This window comes from Ruminiclostridium sufflavum DSM 19573, assembly GCF_003208175.1.
Taxonomy (GTDB): Bacteria; Bacillota; Clostridia; order Acetivibrionales; family DSM-1351; genus Ruminiclostridium; species Ruminiclostridium sufflavum.
Genome location: NZ_QKMR01000002.1, coordinates 68113 through 94039 on the forward strand (window position 1 = coordinate 68113; position 25927 = coordinate 94039).

General features: G+C 36.5%; 16 protein-coding genes and 1 riboswitch. Of the genes, 14 read left to right on the forward strand and 2 right to left on the reverse strand.

Annotated elements, in window-relative coordinates; translation table 11 throughout:
- Positions 1-104: 104 nt before the first annotated feature.
- Positions 105-653: an energy-coupled thiamine transporter ThiT gene (thiT, locus tag LY28_RS01665; RefSeq protein ID WP_110460438.1), complete on the reverse strand. Its 549-nt coding sequence runs from the start codon at positions 651-653 to the stop codon at positions 105-107.
- A gap of 210 nt (positions 654-863) precedes the next feature.
- A riboswitch (TPP riboswitch) is annotated at positions 864-974 on the reverse strand.
- Positions 975-1402: 428 nt separating this feature from the next.
- Between thiT and uvrA the strand changes: the two genes are divergently transcribed.
- From uvrA to LY28_RS01735, 14 genes are all read left to right on the forward strand, one after another.
- Positions 1403-4261, forward strand: a complete 2859-nt coding sequence (gene uvrA, locus LY28_RS01670) for an excinuclease ABC subunit UvrA (protein ID WP_110460439.1) — start codon at positions 1403-1405, stop codon at positions 4259-4261.
- Positions 4262-4521: 260 nt separating this feature from the next.
- Positions 4522-5145, forward strand: a complete 624-nt coding sequence (locus tag LY28_RS01675) for a DUF47 domain-containing protein (protein WP_110460440.1) — start codon at positions 4522-4524, stop codon at positions 5143-5145.
- The gene (locus LY28_RS01680) at positions 5138-6136 is read left to right on the forward strand and encodes an inorganic phosphate transporter (protein ID WP_110460441.1); all 999 of its coding nucleotides are present in this window, start codon (positions 5138-5140) and stop codon (positions 6134-6136) included. Before LY28_RS01675 ends, LY28_RS01680 begins: the two co-directional genes overlap by 8 nt.
- A gap of 227 nt (positions 6137-6363) precedes the next feature.
- Positions 6364-6987, forward strand: coding sequence for a DUF47 domain-containing protein (locus LY28_RS01685; protein WP_110460442.1), 624 nt, complete (start codon positions 6364-6366; stop codon positions 6985-6987).
- The gene (locus LY28_RS01690) at positions 6980-7978 is read left to right on the forward strand and encodes an inorganic phosphate transporter (RefSeq protein WP_110460443.1); all 999 of its coding nucleotides are present in this window, start codon (positions 6980-6982) and stop codon (positions 7976-7978) included. The genes LY28_RS01685 and LY28_RS01690 overlap by 8 nt, the downstream gene beginning before the upstream one ends.
- Positions 7979-8745: 767 nt before the next feature.
- The gene (locus tag LY28_RS01695) at positions 8746-11097 is read left to right on the forward strand and encodes an ATP-dependent Clp protease ATP-binding subunit (RefSeq protein WP_110460444.1); all 2352 of its coding nucleotides are present in this window, start codon (positions 8746-8748) and stop codon (positions 11095-11097) included.
- 466 nt (positions 11098-11563) lie between these two features.
- A complete protein-coding gene (locus LY28_RS01700) occupies positions 11564-12871 on the forward strand; it encodes an ABC transporter substrate-binding protein (protein ID WP_110460445.1) in 1308 nt (435 codons plus the stop codon).
- Between the two features lie 18 nt (positions 12872-12889).
- On the forward strand, positions 12890-14734 hold the full coding sequence (locus LY28_RS01705) for a sensor histidine kinase (protein WP_110460446.1): 1845 nt from the start codon (positions 12890-12892) through the stop codon (positions 14732-14734).
- On the forward strand, positions 14712-16334 hold the full coding sequence (locus LY28_RS01710; RefSeq protein ID WP_110460447.1) for a response regulator: 1623 nt from the start codon (positions 14712-14714) through the stop codon (positions 16332-16334). Before LY28_RS01705 ends, LY28_RS01710 begins: the two co-directional genes overlap by 23 nt.
- 250 nt (positions 16335-16584) lie before the next feature.
- The gene (locus tag LY28_RS01715; protein WP_207658044.1) at positions 16585-17574 is read left to right on the forward strand and encodes an ABC transporter permease; all 990 of its coding nucleotides are present in this window, start codon (positions 16585-16587) and stop codon (positions 17572-17574) included.
- A gap of 14 nt (positions 17575-17588) precedes the next feature.
- Entirely contained in the window at positions 17589-18515 is a 927-nt protein-coding gene (locus LY28_RS01720; RefSeq protein WP_110460448.1) for a carbohydrate ABC transporter permease, read from the forward strand.
- Between the two features lie 57 nt (positions 18516-18572).
- A complete protein-coding gene (locus tag LY28_RS01725; RefSeq protein ID WP_110460449.1) occupies positions 18573-20108 on the forward strand; it encodes an ABC transporter substrate-binding protein in 1536 nt (511 codons plus the stop codon).
- 168 nt (positions 20109-20276) lie between these two features.
- The gene (locus tag LY28_RS01730; protein ID WP_110460450.1) at positions 20277-21323 is read left to right on the forward strand and encodes a LacI family DNA-binding transcriptional regulator; all 1047 of its coding nucleotides are present in this window, start codon (positions 20277-20279) and stop codon (positions 21321-21323) included.
- A 54-nt stretch (positions 21324-21377) separates the two neighbouring features.
- Positions 21378-23813, forward strand: coding sequence for a glycoside hydrolase family 94 protein (locus LY28_RS01735; protein ID WP_110460451.1), 2436 nt, complete (start codon positions 21378-21380; stop codon positions 23811-23813).
- 257 nt (positions 23814-24070) lie between these two features.
- Here the strand turns inward: LY28_RS01735 and pnpS are convergent, their stop codons facing one another.
- Positions 24071-25861: a two-component system histidine kinase PnpS gene (gene pnpS / locus LY28_RS01740; protein WP_110460452.1), complete on the reverse strand. Its 1791-nt coding sequence runs from the start codon at positions 25859-25861 to the stop codon at positions 24071-24073.
- Between the last annotated feature and the right edge of the window lie 66 nt (positions 25862-25927).

Sequence of the window (25927 nt, forward strand, 5' to 3'; positions counted from 1 at the left end):
GGAATGACGCTCAAGCGCCATTTTCGCATTCTTTAGTTAAAGCTTAAAGGATAAACTCAACTTTACAGCAAAAAGTCTATGGGTGCTCAAACTTGTTATTAATATCAAATTCTCGAGGCAGCCGTATCCCTATTTTCGATAAACCTTTTCAAAGGCTTATATAAAGCACATACCAGTACTGCAGAAATTAGAAATTCCGGCAGCATATAGCTTCCGTTGTAAATAAGAGAGTATAAATATAGGTTCATTCCTTCCGGAGTATACATGTACCATAAAAAAACTCCTGAAATAAAGTGAAAGGTAAATCTTCCAGCCATAGCAATAAACACACTTCCTACTATAGTAAATATATTTTTCCTGAATAAGCCGGCAAGGCCCAGAACTCCAAATGCAAATAGGTAGTCAATAAAAATACCTATCGGGTGGTATGAGAATTTTGTCCCAAGTGCAAATTGAAGAAATCCGAATACCAAGCCTGCAAATATTCCCGGCTTGCTTCCCCATCTGATTGCAAAAATAATAATGGGAAGCATACTTCCCAAAGTCACAGAGCCTCCGTTGTAAGATTCATAAAGCTTAACATAGCTTAGAATTTGTGCGAGAGCAATCATTACTCCTGCTTCTACTAACATTTTGGTAGACATTGTTTTCATAAAAAATTCCTCCATAATTTTTCAGCCTCAAAACAAAACTATTGACCGATATCATCGGTTTTTTAGCTGATAGTTTTGACTTTTTTAAGCAACAAAAAAAGCCATACCTGTTTGGAAATTATGTATGACTAAAGTCAACTGCAGTTTCAAGCCTTTGCATTATAAGATATCAAGCCGATATCCCTTTGTTTTGGCAAATATGCATTAAGCTGGCTTAGAACGCAGTATTCCTACGCTGGCATTATCCAGATCAGGTATATGGGTTTTAAGTAAAACATACTTATCTCAGCCGAATTATTTTCAGCTCCCCTAGGTTTTATTCGGTTTTTGCTAAAGTGCAGCAGATTTGTTTATTGTTCATGGCTATTATAACAGTTAGATAAAAAAATATCAATTAAAATTAACAAAAATAATCGAACAAACGTTTGCATTGACGTATATATTTGATATAATATATACAAATGCATATATATAAAAGCTTAACAATAATAAAATTAATAACCTTGCTTTGTTATTTCGCTCTTATCGGTTTGAGCTTTCTAAGCATGCGGCTGACATAGAATACAGAGATAGCTGGAAAGAAAATGTATGGTATATTAAAACAATTAATGTATCTCCGCGAAGCAGAGGTTTGCCACAGAGGCTTTACTAAAATTTTGTGCCCAATATGTGCGCGGAGGTTATTATGGAAATACATGGCAGTTGTAATTTACTGAACGGTGCAGGGTTAAAAACAGAAAGGTGCATAAATGATTAGAGATAATATTTTTATTAAGGGTGCTCGTGAGCACAATCTAAAGAATGTAGACATTGAGATACCCAGAGACAAGTTTATTGTAATAACAGGATTAAGCGGATCAGGAAAGTCCTCCCTGGCATTTGATACCATATATGCAGAAGGTCAGAGAAGATATGTTGAGTCATTGTCATCATATGCCAGACAGTTCTTGGGACAGATGGAAAAGCCGGATATTGATTATATTGACGGCTTATCGCCGGCAATAGCTATAGACCAGAAAACCACAAGCAGAAATCCCCGTTCAACGGTAGGAACTGTAACAGAGATACATGATTACCTCAGGCTGCTGTATGCCAGAATAGGCATACCTCATTGTCCCAAATGCGGAAAAGAGATAACTCAGCAAACTATTGACCAGATGGTTGACCAGATAATGGGTTTAGAAGAGGATGCAAGGATACAGCTGCTTGCACCGGTCGTTAGAGGGCGTAAGGGCGAATTCCATAAATTGATTGAGGATGCGAAAAAAGGCGGCTTTGTCAGACTAAGAATTGACGGTCAGGTGGTAGATATTAATGAGGATATAGTTCTGGACAAAAATAAAAAGCATAACATAGAGATTGTTGTTGACAGACTTATTATTCACAAGGATATACAGAAGCGATTGACAGATTCTCTGGAAACAGTTTCACATCTGAGCGGAGGCATAGTAATTGTTGATGTTATCGGAAAGGAAGAAATACTTTTAAGCCAGAATTTTGCTTGCAGTGATTGCGGTATAAGCATAGAAGAGCTTACTCCCAGAATGTTTTCGTTTAACAATCCATTTGGTGCATGTCCCACATGTACAGGACTTGGGAATTTGCTGAAAATTGACCCTGATCTGGTTATATCTGACAGAGCCTTATCGCTTGTAGAGGGAGCTATAGTGACTTCGGGCTGGAACATAGAGAGTGAGGATGCATATACCAGAATGATGTTTAACGCTCTTGCCAAGCATTATAAATTTAAATTGAATACGCCCTTTCACAAGCTGCCTGCAGAAATTATTGATATTATTTTATATGGAACAAAGGGTGAGAAAATAAAGGTTGAGTATGAGAGGGAATATGGCAGCGGTTCATATATGGCTGCTTTCGAAGGGGTAATAAATGTAATAGAAAGACGGTACAGAGAGACAAGCTCTGATAGTTCAAAGCAATATTATGAACAATTCATGAGCAATAATCCATGCCCGGACTGTATGGGTGCAAGGCTCAAGCCGGAAAGCCTTGCGGTTACCGTGGGAGATAAAAATATTCATGAGCTGTCTGTTATGTCAATATCTGATATAAAGGATTTTTTTATAAAATTGATTTTAACTGACAGGAAAAAAATGATTGGAAGGCAGATACTAAAAGAAATAAATGCCAGAATAGGTTTTCTTTTAGATGTGGGCTTAAATTACCTTACATTATCCAGAGCTGCGGGAACACTTTCAGGAGGAGAGGCTCAGAGAATCAGGCTTGCTACTCAGATAGGGTCAGGCTTGATGGGTGTTTTATATATCCTTGATGAGCCAAGTATAGGGTTGCATCAGAGAGACAATGACAAGCTGCTGAGTACGCTTACACGTTTAAGAGACTTGGGAAACACCTTGGTTGTTGTTGAACATGATGAGGATACTATGCATGCAGCTGATCATATCATTGACATGGGACCCGGTGCCGGAGTTCATGGCGGATATGTGGTGGCTGAGGGATCGTTGGATAAAATACTTAAATGCGAAGCTTCTGTTACCGGCCAGTACCTTAGCGGTAAAAAGAAAATACAGATTCCTGAAGAAAGAAGAAAGCCCAATGGCAAATGGCTGGAAGTGATAGGAGCTAGAGCTAATAATTTAAAAAACATTACGGTCAAAATTCCCTTGGGTGTTATGACGGCTATTACAGGAGTGTCAGGTTCAGGCAAGAGTACTCTGATAAATGAAATTTTGCAAAAGAGTCTGGCAAATCAGCTAAACAGAGCAAAAACCAAGCCGGCAGAGCACGATGCCATAAATGGCGTCAATTATTTGGACAAGGTTATAAATATTGACCAGTCTCCTATCGGAAAAACTCCCAGATCGAATCCTGCAACTTACACAGGAGTTTATGATCTGATAAGGGAGGTTTATGCTTCGACAAATGAAGCAAAAATGAAAGGATATAAAGCAGGAAGATTCAGCTTTAATGTTAAGGGAGGAAGATGCGAGGCTTGCAGCGGAGACGGTATAATAAAAATAGAAATGCATTTTCTGCCGGATATATATGTTCCGTGTGAGGTTTGCAAGGGCAAGCGGTATAATAGGGAAACACTCGAGGTTAAATATAAAGGTAAAAGTATATCTGATGTATTGGACATGACGATAGAGGATGCATTGGAGTTCTTTAAAAACATACCCAAAATCCAAAGAAAACTGCAGACACTGTTTGATGTGGGACTTGGATATGTAAAGGTCGGACAACCCTCAAATACTCTTTCGGGAGGAGAAGCGCAAAGAGTGAAGCTTGCGACTGAGCTCTCAAAGAGAAGCACCGGAAAAACGCTTTATATATTGGATGAGCCGACAACGGGTCTGCATGTTGCCGATGTACACAGATTGATAGATATTTTGCAGAGACTTGCAGATTCAGGAAACTCCATTATTGTCATTGAGCACAATCTAGATGTTATAAAGACTTCAGATTATGTCATAGACTTGGGACCGGAAGGAGGAGATAAGGGAGGAACTGTTGTTGCGGAAGGAACTCCCGAAGAAATAGCAAAGGTCCGGGAATCATATACGGGACAATATCTGAAAAAAATGTTTGATAGGCAAAAGATTTCGCAGCCTATAGTAGTTGACTAAGGTCAATTAGGGTTCAAGCCTTTGCTGTGGTAGAATATCCGGACGATATTTGTAGCGCCTTAGCCGGATTAAGCTTTCAGACTGATGTTTAACGCAGTCTGGGTTTGAATTTGGTCTTTGGCTTTAGACGACAATAATTGACTTTTGTTAATTATATGTTAAGTATATTTAATTATATGTTAAGTATGTTGTAAAAAAACTAACAATGCTTTATGATGATGAAGTAATTTGTTCATTATTATGGAAAGAAGGTATTGCTAATGTTTAGACCAACATCTAAAGAAGAACGTTTTTTTGATTATTTTATTGAAACAAGTGAGATTATTTGCAAGGCAGCAGGGCTTTTAGACGACTTAACAAATAATTATGTCAATGTTAATGAAAAGATTAAAACCATCGAAGATGCAGAGCATGCTTGCGATAATATCGTTCACAAAATTTTAAATGAATTAAACAAAGCATTCATTACCCCTATTGACAGAGAAGATATTTACTTGATTGCAAGAGAGCTTGACAATATTACAGACGATATTGAAGCGGCGGCCCAGAGGTTCAGTATGTACAACGTACAGAAATTGAGACCTGAGGCGACTGTACTTTCCAAATTAGTTGTAAATGCGACAAATGAACTGAAGAACGTAATACTTGAAATGAAAAACATGAAAAAGAGCAAGAGCCTTGAAGAGAAAATTATTGAGGTAAATAATATTGAAGACGAAGCGGATTCAGTTTTCAGAGATGCTATGACAAACCTGTTTTTATCCGAAAAGGATGCAATTGAGGTAATTAAATGGAAGGAAATAATTGAATTTTTTGAAAATACCATTGATGCATGTGAAGATGTTGCAAATATAATAGAAGGGGTTGTTATGAAGCATGCTTAGTGTTTCCTTAATAGTTGTTATTGTTTTGGCACTTGGATTTGACTTTATAAATGGTTTTCATGATACTGCCAATTCCATTGCTACATCTGTTTCTACAAGAGTATTGTCACCAAGACAGGCCATATTTATGTCAGCCTCCTTAAATCTTATCGGAGCCTTGATGAGCAGCAAGGTGGCTGAGACTATTGCAAAGGGATTGGTAGACAGCTCAATGATTAAGGTGCAATATGTAATTATAGCAACCTTGATTGCAGCAATTGTTTGGGACTTAATTACATGGTATATAGCTATTCCAAGCAGCTCCTCCCATGCGCTTATAGGAGCGCTTATAGGTTCGTCTGTTGCATATTCGGGAGGATTCAGTATTGTAAAATGGGATGGTGTGCTTGACAAAGTTATAATTCCCCTGTTTTCATCTCCGGTACTTGGCTTTGTAATGGGTTTTTTATTTATGAGGCTTTTATTTAAGCTGCTCCGCCCATATTCACAGAGGTTCGTTAACAAGTATTTTTCTAAGCTTCAAATATTGTCGGCAGCATTTATGGCTTATTCCCACGGTAAAAACGATGCTCAGAAATCAATGGGAATTATTACCTTAGCCTTGGTGGGTGCGAATCTTATCAGTCCTGAAAGCGGTGTACCGTTCTGGGTAATGTTTGCTTGTGCCATGTCAATGGCATTGGGAACCTCTCTCGGCGGCTGGAAAATTATTAAAACAGTAGGAGTTAATATGATAAGGCTACAGCCTATTGGCGGGTTTGCAGCTGAAACCGGTGCCGCCATAGTTATTGAGTCGATGTCTGCAATCGGTGCACCTGTAAGTACCACACATGTTATATCAACATCCATAATGGGAGTGGGTGCATCTAAAAGATTATCTGCCGTAAGATGGGCACTGTGCAGGAATATCGTTTATGCGTGGATATTTACAATACCCGTTACGGCACTTATTGGCGCTTTTATTACAACAATATTTAAGATTTTTGCATAAAAAATAGTGCGTTTTTGTAAAAAGTTAATAAATAATGTAAAGCCTTGAGTATAGTATATGGCACAGCTATATATATTCGAGGCTTTTTATTTTAAAATGAAATTATTTTGCAAAATTTATACCTTATAAATTGTTAATTCTATGTTAACTTTGTTGTAAAAAAATTAACATTGATTTATGATGAGGAAGTAAATTGTTTTACATTTACAGAAAGAAGGTATTGTTTAATGTTTAGACCAACATCTAAAGAAGAACGTTTTTTTGATTATTTTATTGAAACAAGTGAGATTATTTGCAAGGCAGCAGAACTTTTGGATGACTTAACCAATAATTATGTTAATGTTAATGAAAAGATTAAAAGCATTGAGGATGCGGAGCATGCCTGTGATTCTATTGTACACAAAATTTTAAATGAGCTTAACAAATCCTTTATTACTCCTATTGACAGAGAGGATATTCATTTGATTGCGAGGGAGCTTGACAATATTACGGATGATATTGAGGCGGCAGCTCAAAGATTCAGTATGTACAATGTCAAGGAAGTAAGGCCTGAGGCTATTGTGCTTTCCAAATTAATAGTAAATGCAACTAAGGAACTTAAAAATGTGATATTTGAAATGAAAAACATGAAGAAGAGCAAAAAGCTTGAAGACAAAATAATTGAGGTAAATAATATTGAGGATGAAGCGGATTCTGTTTTCATGGATGCAATGGCAAAGCTGTTTTTAACTGAAAAGGATGCTATTGAAGTGATAAAATGGAAAGAAATTATTGATTTCTTTGAAAATACTATTGATGCATGTGAAGATGTAGCAAATATAATTGAAGGGGTTGTTATGAAGCATGCCTAGTATTTCTTTAATAGCTGTTATTTTATTAGCACTGGGATTTGGTTTGATAAATGGTTTTCATGATACTGCAAATTCCATTGCCACGTCTGTTTCCACAAGAGTATTATCACCCAGACAGGCTATTTTCATGTCGGCTTCATTAAATTTAGTCGGAGCATTAATCAGCAATAAGGTAGCAGAGACTATAGCAGAAGGTTTAGTTGACAGTCAAATGATTACAGTAGAATATGTTGTTATGGCTACCTTAATTGCAGCAATCTCATGGGACTTGATTACATGGTATATCGCAATTCCAAGCAGCTCCTCCCATGCATTGATCGGAGCGCTTATCGGTTCATCAATTGCTTATTCTGGCGGGCTGAGTATAGTAAAATGGTCTGGAGTACTTCACAAGGTAATAATACCCTTATTTTCTTCTCCATTTCTTGGCTTTGGCATGGGCTTTATATTTATGAAGCTTTTATTTAAGCTATTAAGTCCTTATTCACAGCGGTTTGTCAATAAATATTTCTCAAAGCTTCAAATATTGTCAGCGGCATTTATGGCCTTTTCACATGGTAAAAATGATGCCCAGATATCAATGGGTATAATAACATTGGCTTTAGTAGGTGCAAAATATGTCAGCCCCGGAAGCGGTGTACCTTTATGGGTTGTTTTTGCATGTGCGTTTGTAATGGCTTTGGGTACGTCTGTGGGAGGGTGGAAGATTATTAAAACGATGGGAGTAAATATGATAAGGCTTCAGCCAATTGGAGGCTTTGCGGCAGAAACCGGTGCGGCGATTGTTATACAGGCAATGTCTGCGATAGGTGCACCTGTTAGTACTACTCAGGTTATTTCCACTTCCATAATGGGTGTCGGTGCATCAAAAAGATTATCGGCGGTAAGATGGGCACTTGCAAGAAATATTGTTTTTGCATGGGTTTTTACTATTCCGGTAACAGCACTTCTTGGCGCATTTGTAACAACCATTTTTAAAATGTTTATGTGAAATATTTAGTATTATAGGTTATATGGTTATTTATTGTTTTTACATTTTGTTATTATAGGGTATTTGCTGTTTTACACAATAATTAAAAAAATCTGGGTTATAATCGTATAGCTTAGCTAAAAAGACTATAGTCCAGTTTTTTTTATTTTTTTTGCCTTAAACCATTAAAATAGGTGCTTAGCACTGAAAATTGATATAAATGGGTTAGACCTGAAATTTTTCTTGTGTTATACTAATAAAAAATCAGTAGTATTATATAATGAAAACTATATTTTATTTTAGCCATTATTGGAAATAATATATTATATATGTGAGTATATTTAATTGCTTTATGCTGTGAATTTGATTCACTGAGGCTGTCAGGAATATGGAGGCCGGCATAATAGCTGCAGCTTTATGCTGGAAACCGGCAAGTTTACAAGCAGGGATTATATAAACATGGTGCATTTTCAAGTTTTAAGCTATAAGATGTTTGACTAAAGTCAATTACGGTTCAAGCCTTTGCGATGATATTTGTATCAAGACGATATTTATATCAATACGATATTTATATCGTATTTTCAGTCGAATTAAGCCTTAGGCTGATTTTTAACGCAATTTGAATTTGTTCTTTAGGAGGCTTCAGCCTCAAATCCAAGCTATCGGACGATTATATCGTTTATTTAGCCGATAGTAATTGACTTCGTAAACAAGGTTTATTACAAACAAGGTGTCTTTCAAGCTGGTTTTTACCAAATTTTTGTGCCCAATTGGGCGTGGAGGTTAATATGATAAAATGTTCGGTCTGTCATAAAAATATAGCAGTTGTATTTGTAACAAAACTTGTTGAGGGGAAACAAATTCAGGAGGGGCTTTGCATAAGCTGTGCAAGAAAGCAGAACCTCCAGCCCATAGATCAGCTGCTGTCTCAAACAGGTATGACGGAGGATGAACTTGACAATATAAGCAAACAGGTTGGGGATATGCTGGAGGGAATTGACGGTAACGATATGATGGAAGCATTGCAGGAGTCAAGTAATATTAATGAAAATAATCCTTTTTTTGGTATGCTGAATAAGGCTTTTCCCAAGGTAAACAATACTGAAGGCAGCACTGCCAAAAGTGATGTGCCTTCAACTAATAATCAGGATTCAAATGGCGGAGAGGATAAAGACAATAAAAATTATTCCAAAACAAAGGTGCAGGATAAAAAAGTAAATAAAAAGAAAAAATATTTGGATATGTATGGAACTAATCTTATTGATAAGGCAAGAGATGGAGGAATTGACAAGGTAATAGGAAGAAACAGGGAAATAGACAGGGTTATACAGATTTTAAACAGAAGGACCAAGAATAATCCTGTGCTGATTGGTGAGCCGGGTGTTGGAAAAACAGCTATAGCTGAAGGTCTGGCAGTTAGGATAGCTCAGAAAGAGGTGCCGATAAAGCTGCATAACTCAGAAGTTTATTTGCTTGATATGACAAGCGTGGTGGCAGGTACACAGTTCAGAGGCCAGTTTGAGAGCAGAATGAAAGGCATAATTGATGAAGCCAAGGCCTATGGAAATATTATTCTTGTTATAGACGAACTTCACAATATAATGGGTGCCGGAGAAGCCGAAGGCGCTATGAATGCTGCAAATATACTCAAGCCTGCCTTGTCAAGAGGAGAAATTCAGGTAATCGGGGCAACAACCTTAAATGAGTACAGAAAGAATATTGAGAAGGATTCTGCTTTAGAAAGGAGATTTCAACCGATTGTAGTTGATGAACCGTCAATTGAAGAATCTGTTGAGATTCTTTTAGGAATTAAGCACTATTACGAAGAGTATCATTGCGTAAAGATAAGCGAAGAGGTTGTGAGAGCAGCTGTTAATTATTCCGAGAGATATATAACTGACAGGTTTTTGCCTGACAAGGCTATTGATGTTATAGATGAAGCCGGTTCCAGAGCTAATCTGAGAAATATAAAGCTTGTAGAGCTGCAGTCATACAAGGATGAGCTGGTGAAGGTTCAGGAGGCTAAGGATACGGCCATATCAGCAGACTCAATTGAGGATTATCAGAAAGCTGCCGACTTGAAAGTGCACGAGTGTAAGCTTATAGGGCTTATAAAGGAAATTGAAGACACAACTAATGATGTGTGGATAACTACAGAGGATATTGCGGGAGTAATAGAGGCATGGACAAAAATACCAATTCAGCAGTTGAGCGAAGAAGAATCTGAAAAGCTGATTAACCTTGAAGCAAGAATACACAGGCGCGTGATAGGACAAAACAAGGCGGTGGAGGGTGTGGCTAAGGCTATACGCAGAAGCAGGTCGGGCTTCAAGAAAAAGAAAAAGCCGGCATCATTTATATTTGTGGGACCTACAGGAGTTGGAAAAACAGAGCTTGTCAGAGCTTTGGCTATTGAACTATTCTCAAGCGAAGAAGCATTAATCAGACTTGATATGTCTGAATATATGGAAAAACATACAGTGTCTAAATTGATAGGTTCTCCTCCGGGATATGTTGGATATGATGACGCAGGCCAATTGACAGAAAAGGTGAGAAGAAAGCCTTATTCGGTTATTTTGATGGATGAAATGGAAAAGGCTCATCCGGATGTGTTTAATATGCTGCTGCAGATACTTGAAGATGGAAGATTGACGGACAGTCACGGCAGAACTGTAAGCTTTGAAAACACAGTTATCATAATGACATCAAATGCAGGAACCAATCTGAAATCAACCGGCATAGGCTTTTCCAACAATTCATACAATGCATTGGAAAGCAGGGTAAAGGATGTTATTAAAGAAACGTTCAGACCTGAGTTTCTGAATAGAATTGATGAAATAATAGTGTTTACCGAGCTTGGGAAGGAAGAACTCAAGCAGATTATAGACTTGATGCTTGAAGAGGTCTATGAAGAAGCGGGAGAAAAAAATATAAAATTAAATGTATCTGACAGGGTGAAAGAATTTATTCTCGAAAAGGGTTATGATGTCAAATTCGGTGCAAGACCGTTAAGGCGCGCTATACAAAACTATATTGAAGATGTTCTTTCAGAGGAGTATCTAAAGGGTGCCGTCAAGGAAGGGTCTTTGGTTGGAATTGATCTGGATGAAAATAGAAAAATAAAGCTATCAATTATATAAAAAATGTTATATAATATAATTATTAGTAAGCTATAATGAAAAATATTCATTATAGCTTATTTTTATATGTACGGCAGAAGCTTTGCGGTTTGCCGCATAAAAGTCAATTACTGTCGGTTAAATAAACTATATAATCGTCCGATAGTTTGGGTTTGAGGCTGAAGCCTCCTAAAGTTAAAACAAATTCAAACCCAAGCTGTGTTCAAAATTAGCTTAAAAGCTTAATTCGCCTGAAAAGACGATATAAATATCGTCTTGATACAAATATCATCGCGAAGGCTTGAACCGTAATTGACTTTAGTCAAAATTTGTTTGTTGTAGATTATACAAAAAATAGCTATAATAGAAATAGTAGTAATTCAACTCTAGGTAATTCTGCGGTAATATATTGTCTGCGATAATATATTAATTATACAGTTCTCATAGGCAAACTGAAAAATTAAGTATTATTGATTGGAGTTAAATAATGAGATGTTCAAAAAAATTATTAACTATAGTTTCTATTACATTACTGAATATAATGCTTGCTTCGTGTTCAGGCATAAATTCACAGAACCCGGAGCTTGTTAAAAAGAACGATACACCTATTAAAGCTGAAACAATAAATTTAATGACCAGCTGGGGTGGTGTGGATAGTAAAGCCGGAATACTGAAGGAAATTATAGCAAAGTTTGAAGACGAAAATCCAAATATAAAAATAGTAAACCAATCTATATTCGGCGATGATTATTTACCGACTCTTAAGACAAAATTTGCTTCGGGAAGCGGACCGGATGTTTTTGGCTTATGGCCTGGTTCTGATATCAAGTACCTTATTAAAGCAGGTAAAATAGCAGATATTACTGACACACTCAAACAAGACAGGACATGGATGGATAGCTTTAAGCAGTCAAGCTTCAGTTCGACAACTTATAACAACCGTATTTATGGAATCCCTTTCGAAGTGGCATTTGAAGGACTTTTTATAAATAAGGATTTGTTTGATAAGTATGGAGTAAAGGAACCTGTAAATTATAAAGAACTGAAAGAGGCTGTTATCGTATTCAGGAAAAACGGAATTATCCCTATAGCATATAATTCCACTGCTGAGGGCTCATATATATATCAAAATATAATCGCAAGTCTGGGAGGCTCTAAAGGAGTTGAAGAGTACTTAGTTGACGGAAGAATAAACAGTTACTATATTGCTGCAATGAAATATATGAAGGAATTAAATGATATGGGTGCATTTTCTGAAGATTCCATTATGATATACAGTGACGAGAGAAACAATCTGTTTTTTTCGAAGCAGGCAGCAATGATAGTTCAAGGCTCTTGGTTCATACCTTATTTTGATAAGGATGATACCAGCGTTAAGATGATTCCTTTTCCTTCAATGACGGAAGAGGAGCCCAAGATGCCGACCGGATTGGGCGGAGGTACCTTTTATATAAGCAAGTCCGCTTGGGATTCATTAAATAAGAAAGATACCTCTATTGCTTTTTTGAAATACTTAACTTCTAAAGAAACAGCCGTATATTTTTATGAAAAGACTGGGTTGATTACTAATTTAAATATGGAAATGGATTTGCAAAAAGCTTATAGTTCGTTAGCTGAGCAAAGTGCAGGCGTTTTTAAGAGGATTCCCGATAAAAACAAGACGCCTATTCCGGATCTTATAATTGAACGGGCTGCATGGGAGGATGTAGTTATCAAAAATTTCCCTAAGTTTTTATTGGGAAATACCTCCGCTGAGGAAATATGGGATCAAGCTGTACAAAAGATAAATGATTAATAAATATCTGAGGTAAATATGATAAATAAGGTTACATCCGGACTGACATGGAAAATATTAAGCGTTATTCGTTTTTATAGGAATATTTCTATAAAGAAAAAGATGTTTTTGATTCTATATATACAAATTCTTATACCACTTATTTTTATTGGATATTTTAGCTTTAAAACCTCTGAAAATTTAATAGTTGAAAAATCAAAGTCCTATTCAAATGAATTGCTGAGTCTTGTGGAGCTCAGACTTCAAGATACAATAAATAATCTGAATATAATATCTCAGGACTTAAGCAATGATGAGGGAATATATTCAGCATTACTTAATTATGACGGTAACGGCATAAATAAGCTGCAGGATTATGAAGTCAGAAGTCACATAATTAATGCATTTCAGCAGATAATTCCAACAAGAACCGAAGTGTCTGCCATGTGTATTGTCACAAATACAGTAAGAGTTATCGAATATGACAGGAGCAGTTTGGAATCGGATATAAAATCTGTAGTTCTGCAAAATTATACTGAGATACAGCAGCTGGCCAGAAAGGCAGGAGGCAGTACGGTTTGGTTTTTTGATGCTGATGAAAATGCATATCTGGTAAAAATGATTTATAATAAGGACAACTACAAAGAGATGGGACTATCAGTTGCTCAAATTGACAAAGCATGTTTTGAAGCTGCTCTTGGAGGACCGGAGTCTGAGCTTATGATGAACCTGACAATTATTTCGCCTGAGGGCACTATTATATACTGCAGGAATTATGATTCCTTTAACAAGTATGCCGAAGCAATACAAGAAACACCCAATGGTATTAATGGCAAGGACAAGATATTTATTGCTTCAAGAACCTTAAATGATTTAAGATGGAGAATAGCCACATACATACCGTTAAAGCAGCTGTATGTGGATGTTGAAGGTCTTAGAACCAGTATGATACTGATATGCCTTGTAGCTATTTTGCTGCTTTCAATTGTCAGCTTTTTTGTATCATTTGATATGATTAAGCCTATAAACCAATTGGTTAATGCTATGAAGGGAATGAACATAGACAAGATTTCCAGCAGCTATATTGAAATTGACAGAAATGATGAGCTTGGCTTTTTGCAAAAAACCTTTAACACTATGACAAAGGAAATGGACCATCTGGTTAATTGGATATACAGAGAGCAGCTAACCCGAAAAGAGGCTGAAATAAAAGCATTGCAGTCTCAGATAAATCCTCATTTTCTGTTTAATACACTGGAGTCTATCAACTGGATGGCTCAATTGAACAATGTACCGGAAATAAGTGATACGGTCTCCGATCTGTCAACTTTGTTAGACATAAGTATAGGACGTGATGACAGGCTCATTACAATTGAAGAAGAATTTATATATATAGACAAATATATTTCATTGCTAAAAAGGAGATTTGAAGATAAAATTACCCTTATTAAAGAGGTTGATCCACAGGTTCTGTATGTTAAAATCCCGAGGCTGCTTATTCAACCGCTGATTGAAAACGCTGTTTATCATGGAGTGGAGAACAACAGAGGAAAAGGAATTATAACACTTGTTGCAAATATAAAGGATGGTTTGATAACAATTGAGGTAATTGATAATGGCACAGGAATTTCATCTGAGGAATTGGCAAAGCTTAATAATGAAATGAACTTGGATAACAATACTTACTTTAAATCCCTCAGCAGCAAAAAAAACAAGAGCATTGGAATTGAGAATGTCAATAGAAGGATAAAGCTTTTTTATGGAGAAAATTACGGACTAAAGATAGAGAGTAAAGTATACATCTACACAAAGGTGTCTGTAACTTTGCCTGTTCAGATTCACAATACCAAGGAGGGCTATTATGTACAAGGTTCTAATAATTGACGATGAATCAATTATGAGAAAGGGAATAAAAAATATAATTAACTGGAAGCATCTTGATTGCGAGGTGTGCGCTGATGCCTGCGACGGCATTGAGGGCTTGGAGCTCATAAAGCAGCATCGTCCTGATATTATTATTACTGATATTCGTATGCCCGGTTTAGACGGAATAAGTATGATTAAGCAGGTAAAAATAGTAGTACCTAACGCAAAAATAATAATTTTAACAGGCTTCAGGGATTTTGATTATGTACATGAAGCAATAAAGTGCGGGGCTTTCGATTTTTTATTAAAGCCTACAAAGATAGAGGAGCTTACAAATGTTTTATCCAAAGCGGTAAAAGAGTTTAACGAACAGAAGCTTAAGCATTTGGAAGTAGACAAGTTCAAACGGTTGTATGAACAAAGCATACCGGTGCTGAGAGAAAAGTTATTATATGATATTATTTATGGCATTAATACCAATGAAGATGAAATCGAAGAAAAAATGAAGCTTTTTGACTTGAAAATAAATAATTTTGTTCTTGTAATTATGGAGAATGACTTTGAGGAAAAGCCGGAAGGCTCCCAATACGACAAACATTTGTGCCAATTTGGTATAGTAAACTCCTTCGAAGAGATATTTGCAGAAAAATATGAGGTAATAAGCATTATGCTCAACACAAGCCGAGTTGGCTTTATTATCCAGCAGCCCAATAAGTCTCCCATAGATATTGCCGAGGTGAGTGAAAAATGCGGATACCTTCAGGAAGTTATAAACAATGGATTCGGGTTTACAGTTACTATTGCTGTAAGCTCAAATGGTACTTCTGCAATGGAGCTGACGGATAAGCTGAGAGAATGCTTGGGTTCCCTTGAATATAAAAGCTATATCGGAAATAACTCAATTATACAGTACAGTGATTTGAATTCTTTTTTCAGATATGATGATTATTCTGCACTGGAAAAATACCAAAAGCAATTGCTTGAAAGTATCAAATCGGGAAATAATGAATTAGTCAAGGTCATTACACAAAACATATCTAAGTATGTTAATACAAACAATATAAATCTAAGCTATCTGAAAAACTATTACTACAGTACCTTGTCCTCAATAAATAATATCAGGATTTCTGTTCTTGCCATTGATGCGGATAAAAAACACGAAGAGGGCAGAGACATAGCAAGCCTGTTAAAGCTGATAGACAAATGTGACAGTGTGGATGAGCTGAATTCACTATTGGAAGAAGTATCAATGAGAATCTCATCAAGAGTTAATAGCTTTAATAATAAGAGCTTGAAGCTTATACTCAGAAAAGCTATTGATTATATTCATGAGCATTATAATGAGCAGGTTACACTTAATGAAGTTGCGGAAAATATTTATGTCAGTACATTTTACATCAGCCGGATGTTTAAAAAAGAACTGGGGATAAGCTTTGTTGATTATCTTAACGATGTCCGCATTGAAAAGGCAAAGGAGTTATTAAAGGATGTTAAATACAAGACATATGAAGTAGCCGAAATGGTTGGTATACCTGATCCTCATTACTTTTCAAAAATATTTAAAAAATATTCCGGGATGACACCATCGGAGTACAAGGAGACTTTATTTATTAGCTGAAAAAGAAATTATCAATATTTTGAAAATAAATTGTGAACTAAATGTAAGGCTGGTGTAATATTTTGTTGTTCAATATTGTTCGGAGTTGTTGACAAGATATTGCACATTAAAGCAAGTTGGTCTATTTTGCGATTGGCTTCAATTTATTAATATATATATATAGCAAAGCGGGCATAGTCGTAATATTCTTTGTGAACGCCTGTTTTTGATATATCACATATTACATATAATGAAGGGTGGCATAGTAGCTATGGGAGTAACTCGAACTGAAGTAAAAGAAGCAGCTGTTCCCTTAAAAGCCAAGAAAAAGACCGGCTTTTTGAGAGATATAGTAAAAAACAAGGTGCTTTATGTTATGATGCTCCCTCTGTTGGTTGTTTTGTTTTTTAATAACTATTTACCGATGGCGGGCGTGTTAATTGCATTCAAGAATTACCAATATCACGGAAACAATTTCTTTGAGAACTTTTTTTTAAGTGATTGGGTTGGCTTCAGGAACTTTGAATTTTTCACGGCAACACCGGATGCTTTTACTATTACAAGAAACACTTTAGGGTATAATTTTATATTTATATTTCTTGGCTTGGTAGTATCAGTATTTTTTGCAATTCTTTTAAATGAGATTAAGAACAAATTCTTATCTAAGTTTTATCAGGCAAGCATGTTGTTACCATATTTCATGTCTTGGATAGTAGTCAGCTACATAGTATTTGCACTATTTGGCGAGGAAAAAGGTTTTGTCAACAAGTCACTGCTTCCGGCTCTTGGCATGCAGGAGGTAAGCTGGTATGCAGATCCTATGAAGTGGCCGTTCATATTAACATTCGTTAATATATGGAAGTTAACCGGATATAACACGGTTATATATATAGCTGCTATAGCCGGCATTGATCAGGAATTTTATGAGGCCGCAATTGTTGACGGCGCATCAAAATGGCAGCAAATCAGAAGTATTACAATTCCGTTGCTTAAGACATTAATGATAATACTTACTCTTTTAGCGGTAGGTAAAGTATTTTATTCAGATTTTGGATTGTTCTTCCAGGTACCAAGGAATACAGGTGCGTTATATGATACAACACAGACTATTGACACATACGTGTACAATGCGTTGCGTAATTTGAATGATGTCGGAATGGCATCAGCGTCAGGTTTATATCAGTCTGTATGCGGATTTGTTCTGGTAATGATTTCTAACCTTATTGTTAGAAAAATTGATCCGGAACAGGCATTATTCTAAGGGGGGGAAGAGACATGAAGCATAAAGATGATGTACAAATAACTACGGTAAATAAATTAAATGATATTAAGCCTTTTTGGAATGGAGCTTTTAATTTAATTTTTATAATATATGCACTATGCTGTATTGTGCCGCTTGTTTTGATAATAGGCATATCCTTTACGGATGAAAAGACTATTACAGTACATGGTTACAATTTTATTCCGAAGGTTTTCAGCTTAGAAGCTTATAAATGGGTTGTAAAAACCGGTGAGGCAATATTCAGAGCCTATGGGATTTCTATTTTTGTAACAATAGTCGGAACATTGGTCAGTCTTGCAATAATTGCCATGTTCTCATATGTAATATCGAGAAAAGATTTCAAGCACAGAAATAAGTTCGCTTTTATAGTGTTTTTTACAATGATATTTAACGGCGGTTTGGTTCCATGGTATATGGTATATGTAAATATACTTCATATGAACAATACAATATTTGCATTGATTGTTCCCAGCCTTGCCAATGCATGGTATGTAATGATAATGAGAACTTTCTATCAGACAAATGTTCCGGATTCACTCATTGAATCAGCAAAGATTGACGGTGCAGGAGAGTTCAGAATTTTTATACAGATAGTTTTACCTCTGGCAAAAGCAGGACTTGCAACAGTTGGATTGTTTCAATGTCTGCAATACTGGAATGACTGGTATTTACCGCTTATGTTCGTTGACGATGCAAACTTATTTAACTTGCAGTACTTGTTATATAAGACTCTCGCCGCTATTCAGTACTTGTCACAGGCAGCAAACCTGCCGCAGGGCTCACAGGCACTTGCAAATCTGCCGTCAGAGACAGCCCGTATGGCAATGTGTACTCTGGCAATAGGTCCTATTATAATAGCGTATCCGTTCTTCCAGAAGTATTTTGTAAAAGGTTTGACTGTTGGTGCTGTTAAAGGCTAATACCATACATTAAGTATGGATAGCAATAAATATATTTATAATTTAAGGAGGTTCACAATGCAAAAGGCAAAGAGACTAATAGGTTTAGCTTTGGTTACTTGTATGGCTATCTCGATGATAGCTGGATGTGGAAAGACAGAAGAGGCTTCTCCATCAACAGCAACTAACTCAGCTGTTGACACATCTGCATCAACTGGAACAGAAACACTTGATCCAGTAGAATTACAATGGTACGTTGTAGGTAATGGTCAGCCTAATGACATGGACAAAGTTTTAGCAGAAGTTAATAAGTATTTGCAGCCCAAAATTAACGCTACTCTAAAGCTTAACATCTTTACTTGGGGTGACGATTTCGAAAACAAGATGAGTGCTAAAATTCAGTCAGGTGAAAAGTTTGATATCACATTCACTTCAAACTGGGCTTGTAACTATCAGCAGAATGCACCTAAAGGCGCATTTGTAGATCTTACTCCGCTTATGGACAAATATGCTCCAAAGACAAAGGAATTACTCGGAGAAAAAGTTATAAAGGGTGCTTCAATCAACGGTAAATTGTACGCTATTCCTACTAACAAGGAAATGGCTCACAACTGGGGCTTCTTGATTAACAAGGATATGGCAGATAAATACGGAATCGACTTGTCAACAATAAAGAAATTCGAAGATTTAGAGCCAGCACTTAAGATTATCAAAGAAAAAGAAGGAGCAAACGGAGTTGAAGCATTCCAGACTCTTACTGGAGAATCAGCTTACAGAGTTCTTGACTTTGAAAAGTTAGTTGATGATAACGTTCCAGGCGCTATATATGGCGACGGAAGAGATACAAAGGTTGTTAATGACTTTGCTACTGCTGAAGCTATGTCATTGTTCCAGACACTTAACAAATGGTACAAAGCCGGATATATCAGAAAAGATGCTGATACTATCACAGACTATGCACCAGCTAGAAAAGCAGGTAAGGTATTTGCAACTACAGCTTCCTTGAAGCCTGGTAAGGATGCAGAACAGTCAATTTCTGACGGAGTTAACTGGACACAGATTGATATAACTCCTCCAAGAGCAACTACTCGTGAAATGACTGGTTCAATGCAGGCTATTTCAAAGACTTCACCAAATCCAGAAAGAGCTCTTATGTTCCTTGAATTAATGAACAATGATGCTTTCCTCTGTAACTTAGTTAACTATGGTATCGAAGGAACTCACTATACAAAGGTTAACGATACTACAATCGAACAGACTCAAGCTGGTAAGGATAACTACAATAACAGCTTGCAGTGGTTGTTTGCTAACCAGTTCAACACTTACTTATTTACAACTGAAGACCCACAGAAGTGGACTAAGTTTAAAGAGTACAATGCTAGTTCTGTAGCATCACCAATACTTGGCTTCACATTCAATACTGAAAATGTTAAGACTCAGATTGCTGCATTAACAGCTGTTAAGAAGCAGTTCATGCCTGGTCTTGAAACTGGTAAGGTTGATCCTGCAACAGTTGTTCCTAAGTTTACTGCTAAATTGGAAGCAGCTGGTTTGAAAGCAGCTATTGATGAAATGCAGAAGCAGGTTGATGAATTTGTTGCAGCAAACAAGTAAGATTTAATTAAAAATGAACAGCTTTTTATCCGGTCGACATTTTGACAGATAGCAGCTGAACAAAAAAATGGGGCTAGCCGCTAAGAATAGCGTTAGCCCCATTTTAAATAAATATAACTAATGGTATAATTATGTTAATGTTTATAGAGGATAAAAGGTTTTATTAATATGAAAAGTGAAGAGATTGCAAAAATTGCAGGAGTGTCAAGAAGCACTGTTTCCAGAGTAATAAATAACTATACGAATGTACCGGATGAGACAAAGAAAAAGGTTCTTGAGGTAATAGAAAAGTATAATTATCAGCCTAATACATGTGCAAGGGTTCTTGCCGGTAAAAAGAGTGATACCATCGGGTTATTTGTTGTGAGTATTGCAGATGCAGAAAATCCAAACAGGCTTTATAAAAATGATTATTTTAATCAATTCACAAATGCAATTGTGGATTGTGCCAATTCAAGAGGCTATTATGTCTTAATTAATATTATCTACTGTGAAAGTGATTATAGTCGGGTTAATGAGATATTTTTACAAAAAAGAATAGACGGCGGAATAGTTCTGGGAACAGAAAAGGAAGCAGAGACATTAATCAAAATTTCAAAAAAGGGCTGTCCTATAGCATTAATAGATTATGACGCCGAAGAAATACGCAAGAATAAAGCTGAAAATGAGAATTTAATATTGGTAGGCTCAAGAGATTATGAGGGAGCTGCTGCGGCTGTTGAATATCTGATTGAATTGGGGCATACGGATATTGGTCTGTTAGCAGGCAGAATGACTACATATTCAGGCAGACAGAGGTATAAAGCTTTTTTTGATACAATGAAAAAGCATAATTTAGAAATTAATGATCAGTTTGTACTTCATGGTGACTTTATCAAATCTAAAACCTCCAATGAGGTACATGCACTAATAAGCAAGGGGAGATTGCCATCCGCTATATTTTCATCAAATGATGATATGGCTATAACGGCAATAGAATTATTTAAAGAAAACAACATCAGGGTTCCAGAAGATATATCGATAATAGGTTTCGACAATATTACACTTGCATCCTTGGTAAAGCCTTCACTTACAACAGTGGAAACGCCTATATTCGATATTGCCGAAAAAACGGTTAAGGAACTGATTTCAAATATACAAAAGACCGGAAAGGGTTTTAAAAGCTATAGTTATAATACAAAAATGGTTATTAGAGAGACATGTGCAAAGAAGTAAATTCTTTGTTGACATTATAAATTATTAAATAAATATTAAAGAGGAGCTAAAAACATGAAATACGGATTTTTTGATGATCAAAACAAAGAATATGTAATTACTACTCCCAAAACGCCATATCCTTGGATAAATTATTTAGGTACTCAAGAGTTCTTCTCATTAATTTCAAATACTGCGGGGGGATATTGCTTTTATAAAGACGCGCGTTTACGCAGAATAACCAGATACAGGTATAACAATGTACCAATTGATATGGGCGGAAGATACTTCTATATCAATGACAACGGAACCTTATGGTCACCGGGCTGGTCACCTGTTAAAGCTGATTTGGACAGTTATGAGTGCAGGCATGGCATGGGGTATACTAAAATAACAGGAAGTAAGAATGGTATAAGCTCTGAGGTGCTGTTCTTTGTACCGTTGAATTTCAACGGGGAACTTCATAGAGTGAGAATAAAGAATACAACAGGTGAAAATAAGAGCTTGAAGCTGTTTTCGTGTATTGAGTTTTGCTTGTGGAATGCGCAGGATGACCAGACAAACTATCAAAGAAATCTCAGCACAGGTGAGGTTGAAGTAGAAAAGTCTGTTATTTACCACAAAACGGAATATAAAGAGAGAAGAAATCATTTTGCGTTCTATTCGGTAAATGCTGATTTAACCGGATTTGATACAGACAGAGACACGTTTGTAGGATTGTATAACGGATTTGAGAATCCTCAGGTGCCGGTAAGCGGAGAACCGGCAAATACAATTGCCCACGGATGGGGACCAATGGCATCTCACTGTATTACTGTTGAGCTGAAGCCGGGTGAAGAGAAAGAATATGATTTTATACTTGGATATGTTGAGAATGAAGAAGATGACAAGTGGGAAAGCAAGGGAGTAATAAACAAAAAGAAAGCTTATGCAATGATTGAAGCCAAAGGAAATCCGGCTGCAGTTCAGGCGGCTTTTGATGAAATGCAGAATTCATGGAATAACCTGTTTACTCAGTACAAGCTTGAGCACAAGGATGAAAAGCTCTGCAGAATGGTTAATATATGGAACCAGTATCAGTGTATGGTTACCTTCAATATGTCAAGAAGTGCGTCATATTTTGAAACAGGTATAGGCAGAGGGATGGGATTCAGAGATTCCAATCAGGATTTATTGGGATTTGTTCATCAGATACCTGACAGAGCAAGAGAGAGGATACTTGACATTGCTGCAACTCAGTTTGAAACAGGAGGAGCTTACCACCAGTATCAGCCTTTGACCAAAAAAGGAAATGATGAAATAGGAGGAAACTTCAATGATGATCCTCTATGGTTAATAGCCGGCGTTGCCGCTTATATTAAGGAAACCGGTGATATGGGCATACTCAATGAATTGGTGCCTTTTGACAATGATGAAAATAATATGGCAACATTATTTGAGCACTTAAAGCGTTCCTTCTATCATGTTGTCAATAATTTAGGACCCCATGGATTGCCGTTAATAGGAAGAGCAGACTGGAATGACTGCTTGAATCTGAACTGCTTCTCAAATACTCCGGGTGAATCCTTCCAGACAACAACCAGCAAGGACGGAAAGGTTGCTGAATCTGTTTTTATTGCGGGAATGTTTGTATTCTACGGACCGGAATATGTTAAGCTGTGCGAATTGACAGGTAAAGCAGATGAAGCTGAAAAGGCACAACAAGAAGTTGACAGGATGAATGAGGTTGTTCTTAAATATGGCTGGGATGGAGAATGGTTTATTCGTGCTTACGATGACTACGGACAAAAGATAGGCAGCCATGAAAATGAAGAAGGCAAGATATTTATAGAGTCACAGGGCTTCTGTTCAATGGCCGGAATAGGTGTTGACAAGGGTTATGTTGAAAAGGCTCTTGACTCTGCAAAGAAATATCTGGATACCCCCTATGGTTTGGTTTTGAATAATCCTGCCTTTACTAAATACTACATAAATATGGGCGAAATATCAACATATCCCGCAGGATACAAAGAAAATGCAGGTATTTTCTGTCACAACAATCCCTGGATTATTGCTGGTGAAACTGTAATCGGAAGAGGAGACAAGGCTTTTGAATACTATAAAAAGATAGCTCCTGCATATACAGAGGAAATCAGTGAAATTCATAAGACAGAGCCTTACGTTTACTCACAGATGATTGCGGGAAAGGACGCTGCCAAACCTGGTGAAGCAAAGAACTCATGGCTTACAGGTACTGCTGCATGGAATTTTATTGTAATATCACAAAGTATACTGGGTATAAAGCCTGATTATAACGGTCTCATGATTGACCCTTGCATACCAAAGGATTGGGATGGGTATAAGGTCAGCAGAAAGTTCAGAAATGCTGTATTTGAGATTTCTGTAGCAAATCCGGATCATGTATCAAAGGGTGTTAAGAAGCTTGCTGTTGATGGTAAAGAAATTGAAGGAAATATCATTCCTGTTTTTGATGATGGCAAGGTACACAATGTTGAGGTTGTAATGGGGTAATAACAGTCTTGCTTGATATAGCTGCTTAATATACATGTTTCGCAAAACTTCCAAATAAAAGCCGGAGAGAATTCTCCTGCTTTTATTTGATGTATAATTGGGAATTTGTATAAAATTATATAGTAATTTACACATAGACAAATGAGCATCTGCGGATTGTTTTTTAAGCTTGAAAACAAAACTATCGACCGATAGAATGGGTTGGTAGTTTTTGATTTTTTGCAAGCAGCATTGAAGACCGCTTTTATATAAAATAATTACAACGGCAGCCGTATAATAAATTCAGTACCCTTGCCGGGTTCACTGATTACACTGATATCACCGTTATAGAGGTTAATAATGTGTTTTACTATTGAGAGTCCCAAGCCTGTTCCTCCCATATTTCTGGAGCGTCCTTTATCTACTCTGTAAAACCTTTCAAAGATTCTGGAATGATGTATTTGAGGAATACCGATGCCGGTATCCTTAACTGAAATAGTGGTTGTCCCTTTTGACTTACTTGCTGTTATAAAAACAGCACCGTTTTCAACATTGTACTTTATTGCATTATCGATAAGATTGATTAGCATCTGTTTAATTCTGTACTTGTTTATACAAATTAATATATCTGTTTCTATGTTAACTTCAAGCTTAATATTTTTTTTATTTGCTGATGCCTCCAATAATTGAACAACATCATCAACAATAAGATTAAGGCTGTTTGGGGATACATGCTCATCATTGCGCATTATTTCGATTTCAGATAATTGAAGAATATCATTAATTAAATGATATAGCCGTTCGGCCTCAATATCAATTATATCCAGAAATTTAATGGCTACTGCGGTATCTTCTATAGCACCGTCTTTAAGTGTTTCCACAAAGCCCCTTATAGAGGTTAACGGGGTTTTAAGCTCGTGGGTGACATTTGAAACAAATTCAGTACGGATTTGTTCCAGCTTCTTAACAGAGGTTACGTTGTGCAGGGTTATTACCCCGCCGGCATTTTGCACCTTGATGTCAGCACTTTTAATGGGATTTGTATAAACCTTATAAATAAAGTTACTTACCATTCTTGGAGAAAATATAGTGATTTCGTCTGTAAGTGCTACGTTATTTTCGATAGTATCTTTTAAAAATGAATTGATTTTTGGGTTCTTAGTAATATCCAGTAAGCTTTTGCCGATAATTCCAGGCCCGTAGCCTACCCCGAAAATGTCGCAGGCACTTGTGTTTATAATAAGTATTTTGTAATTTTTGTCAATTGCTATAATTCCGTCTCTCATACTATTAATTATTGTGTCTATCCGAACGTTTTTATCTAATATTCCACATAGAGTATTATCAAGCTTATCTGCCATTTCATTAAAAGTACAAGCCAGCTCCTTAATTTCATCGTCAGAAGATGTAGCTGCTCTTTTTTTGTAGTTGCCGTTGGCAATTTCTTTAGTTGTGCTTATAAGCTTATTCAGAGGGGCTGTGATAATTCCGGACACCTTGACAGCGATAAGGACAGTAAGTAAAAGACCTACAAGTACTCCGATAATAGTATATAGATAAAAGGATTTGTTAATTGAGTTTATCTGATTAAGAGGAACAGAAACCCTCACAATAATGCTCTTGCTTTTTACAGGATATGCAATATATATATAATCAAGATTAAGCGTTTTGCTCAGGCGTTCATCAAAGCCTAATTTACCATCAAGCGCAGCTTTTATTTCTTTTCTGCTTATGTGATTTTCCATTTCAATTGCATTTGAATCAGAATCTCCCAAAACCTTGCCATCATCATCAATAATTGTTATTCTGGTGGCAAAGGAAAAGCTTCCCAAAGAGGAATCTTTACTGCTTACTATTTTGGCATAGCTTTTAGCAAGATTGTCATACTCTATCGATGAGCCTGCTGCCTGCTGTTCAATCTGATACGCCAGTAATACGGCTATATTTTCGCAGCTGTTTTTAACTTCGGTTATATAAAAATAGCGGGATACTGCAAAAGTAAAGATACCTGCTATAGTTATTGCGATTATTACAAGCAAAATTGTATATTTGACAATTTTATTTTTCATTTATTTGTCCATGCCTTACAATCAGGATACTTTCGAGGCGGCATTGGATTTGAAGCCCCCTTTATA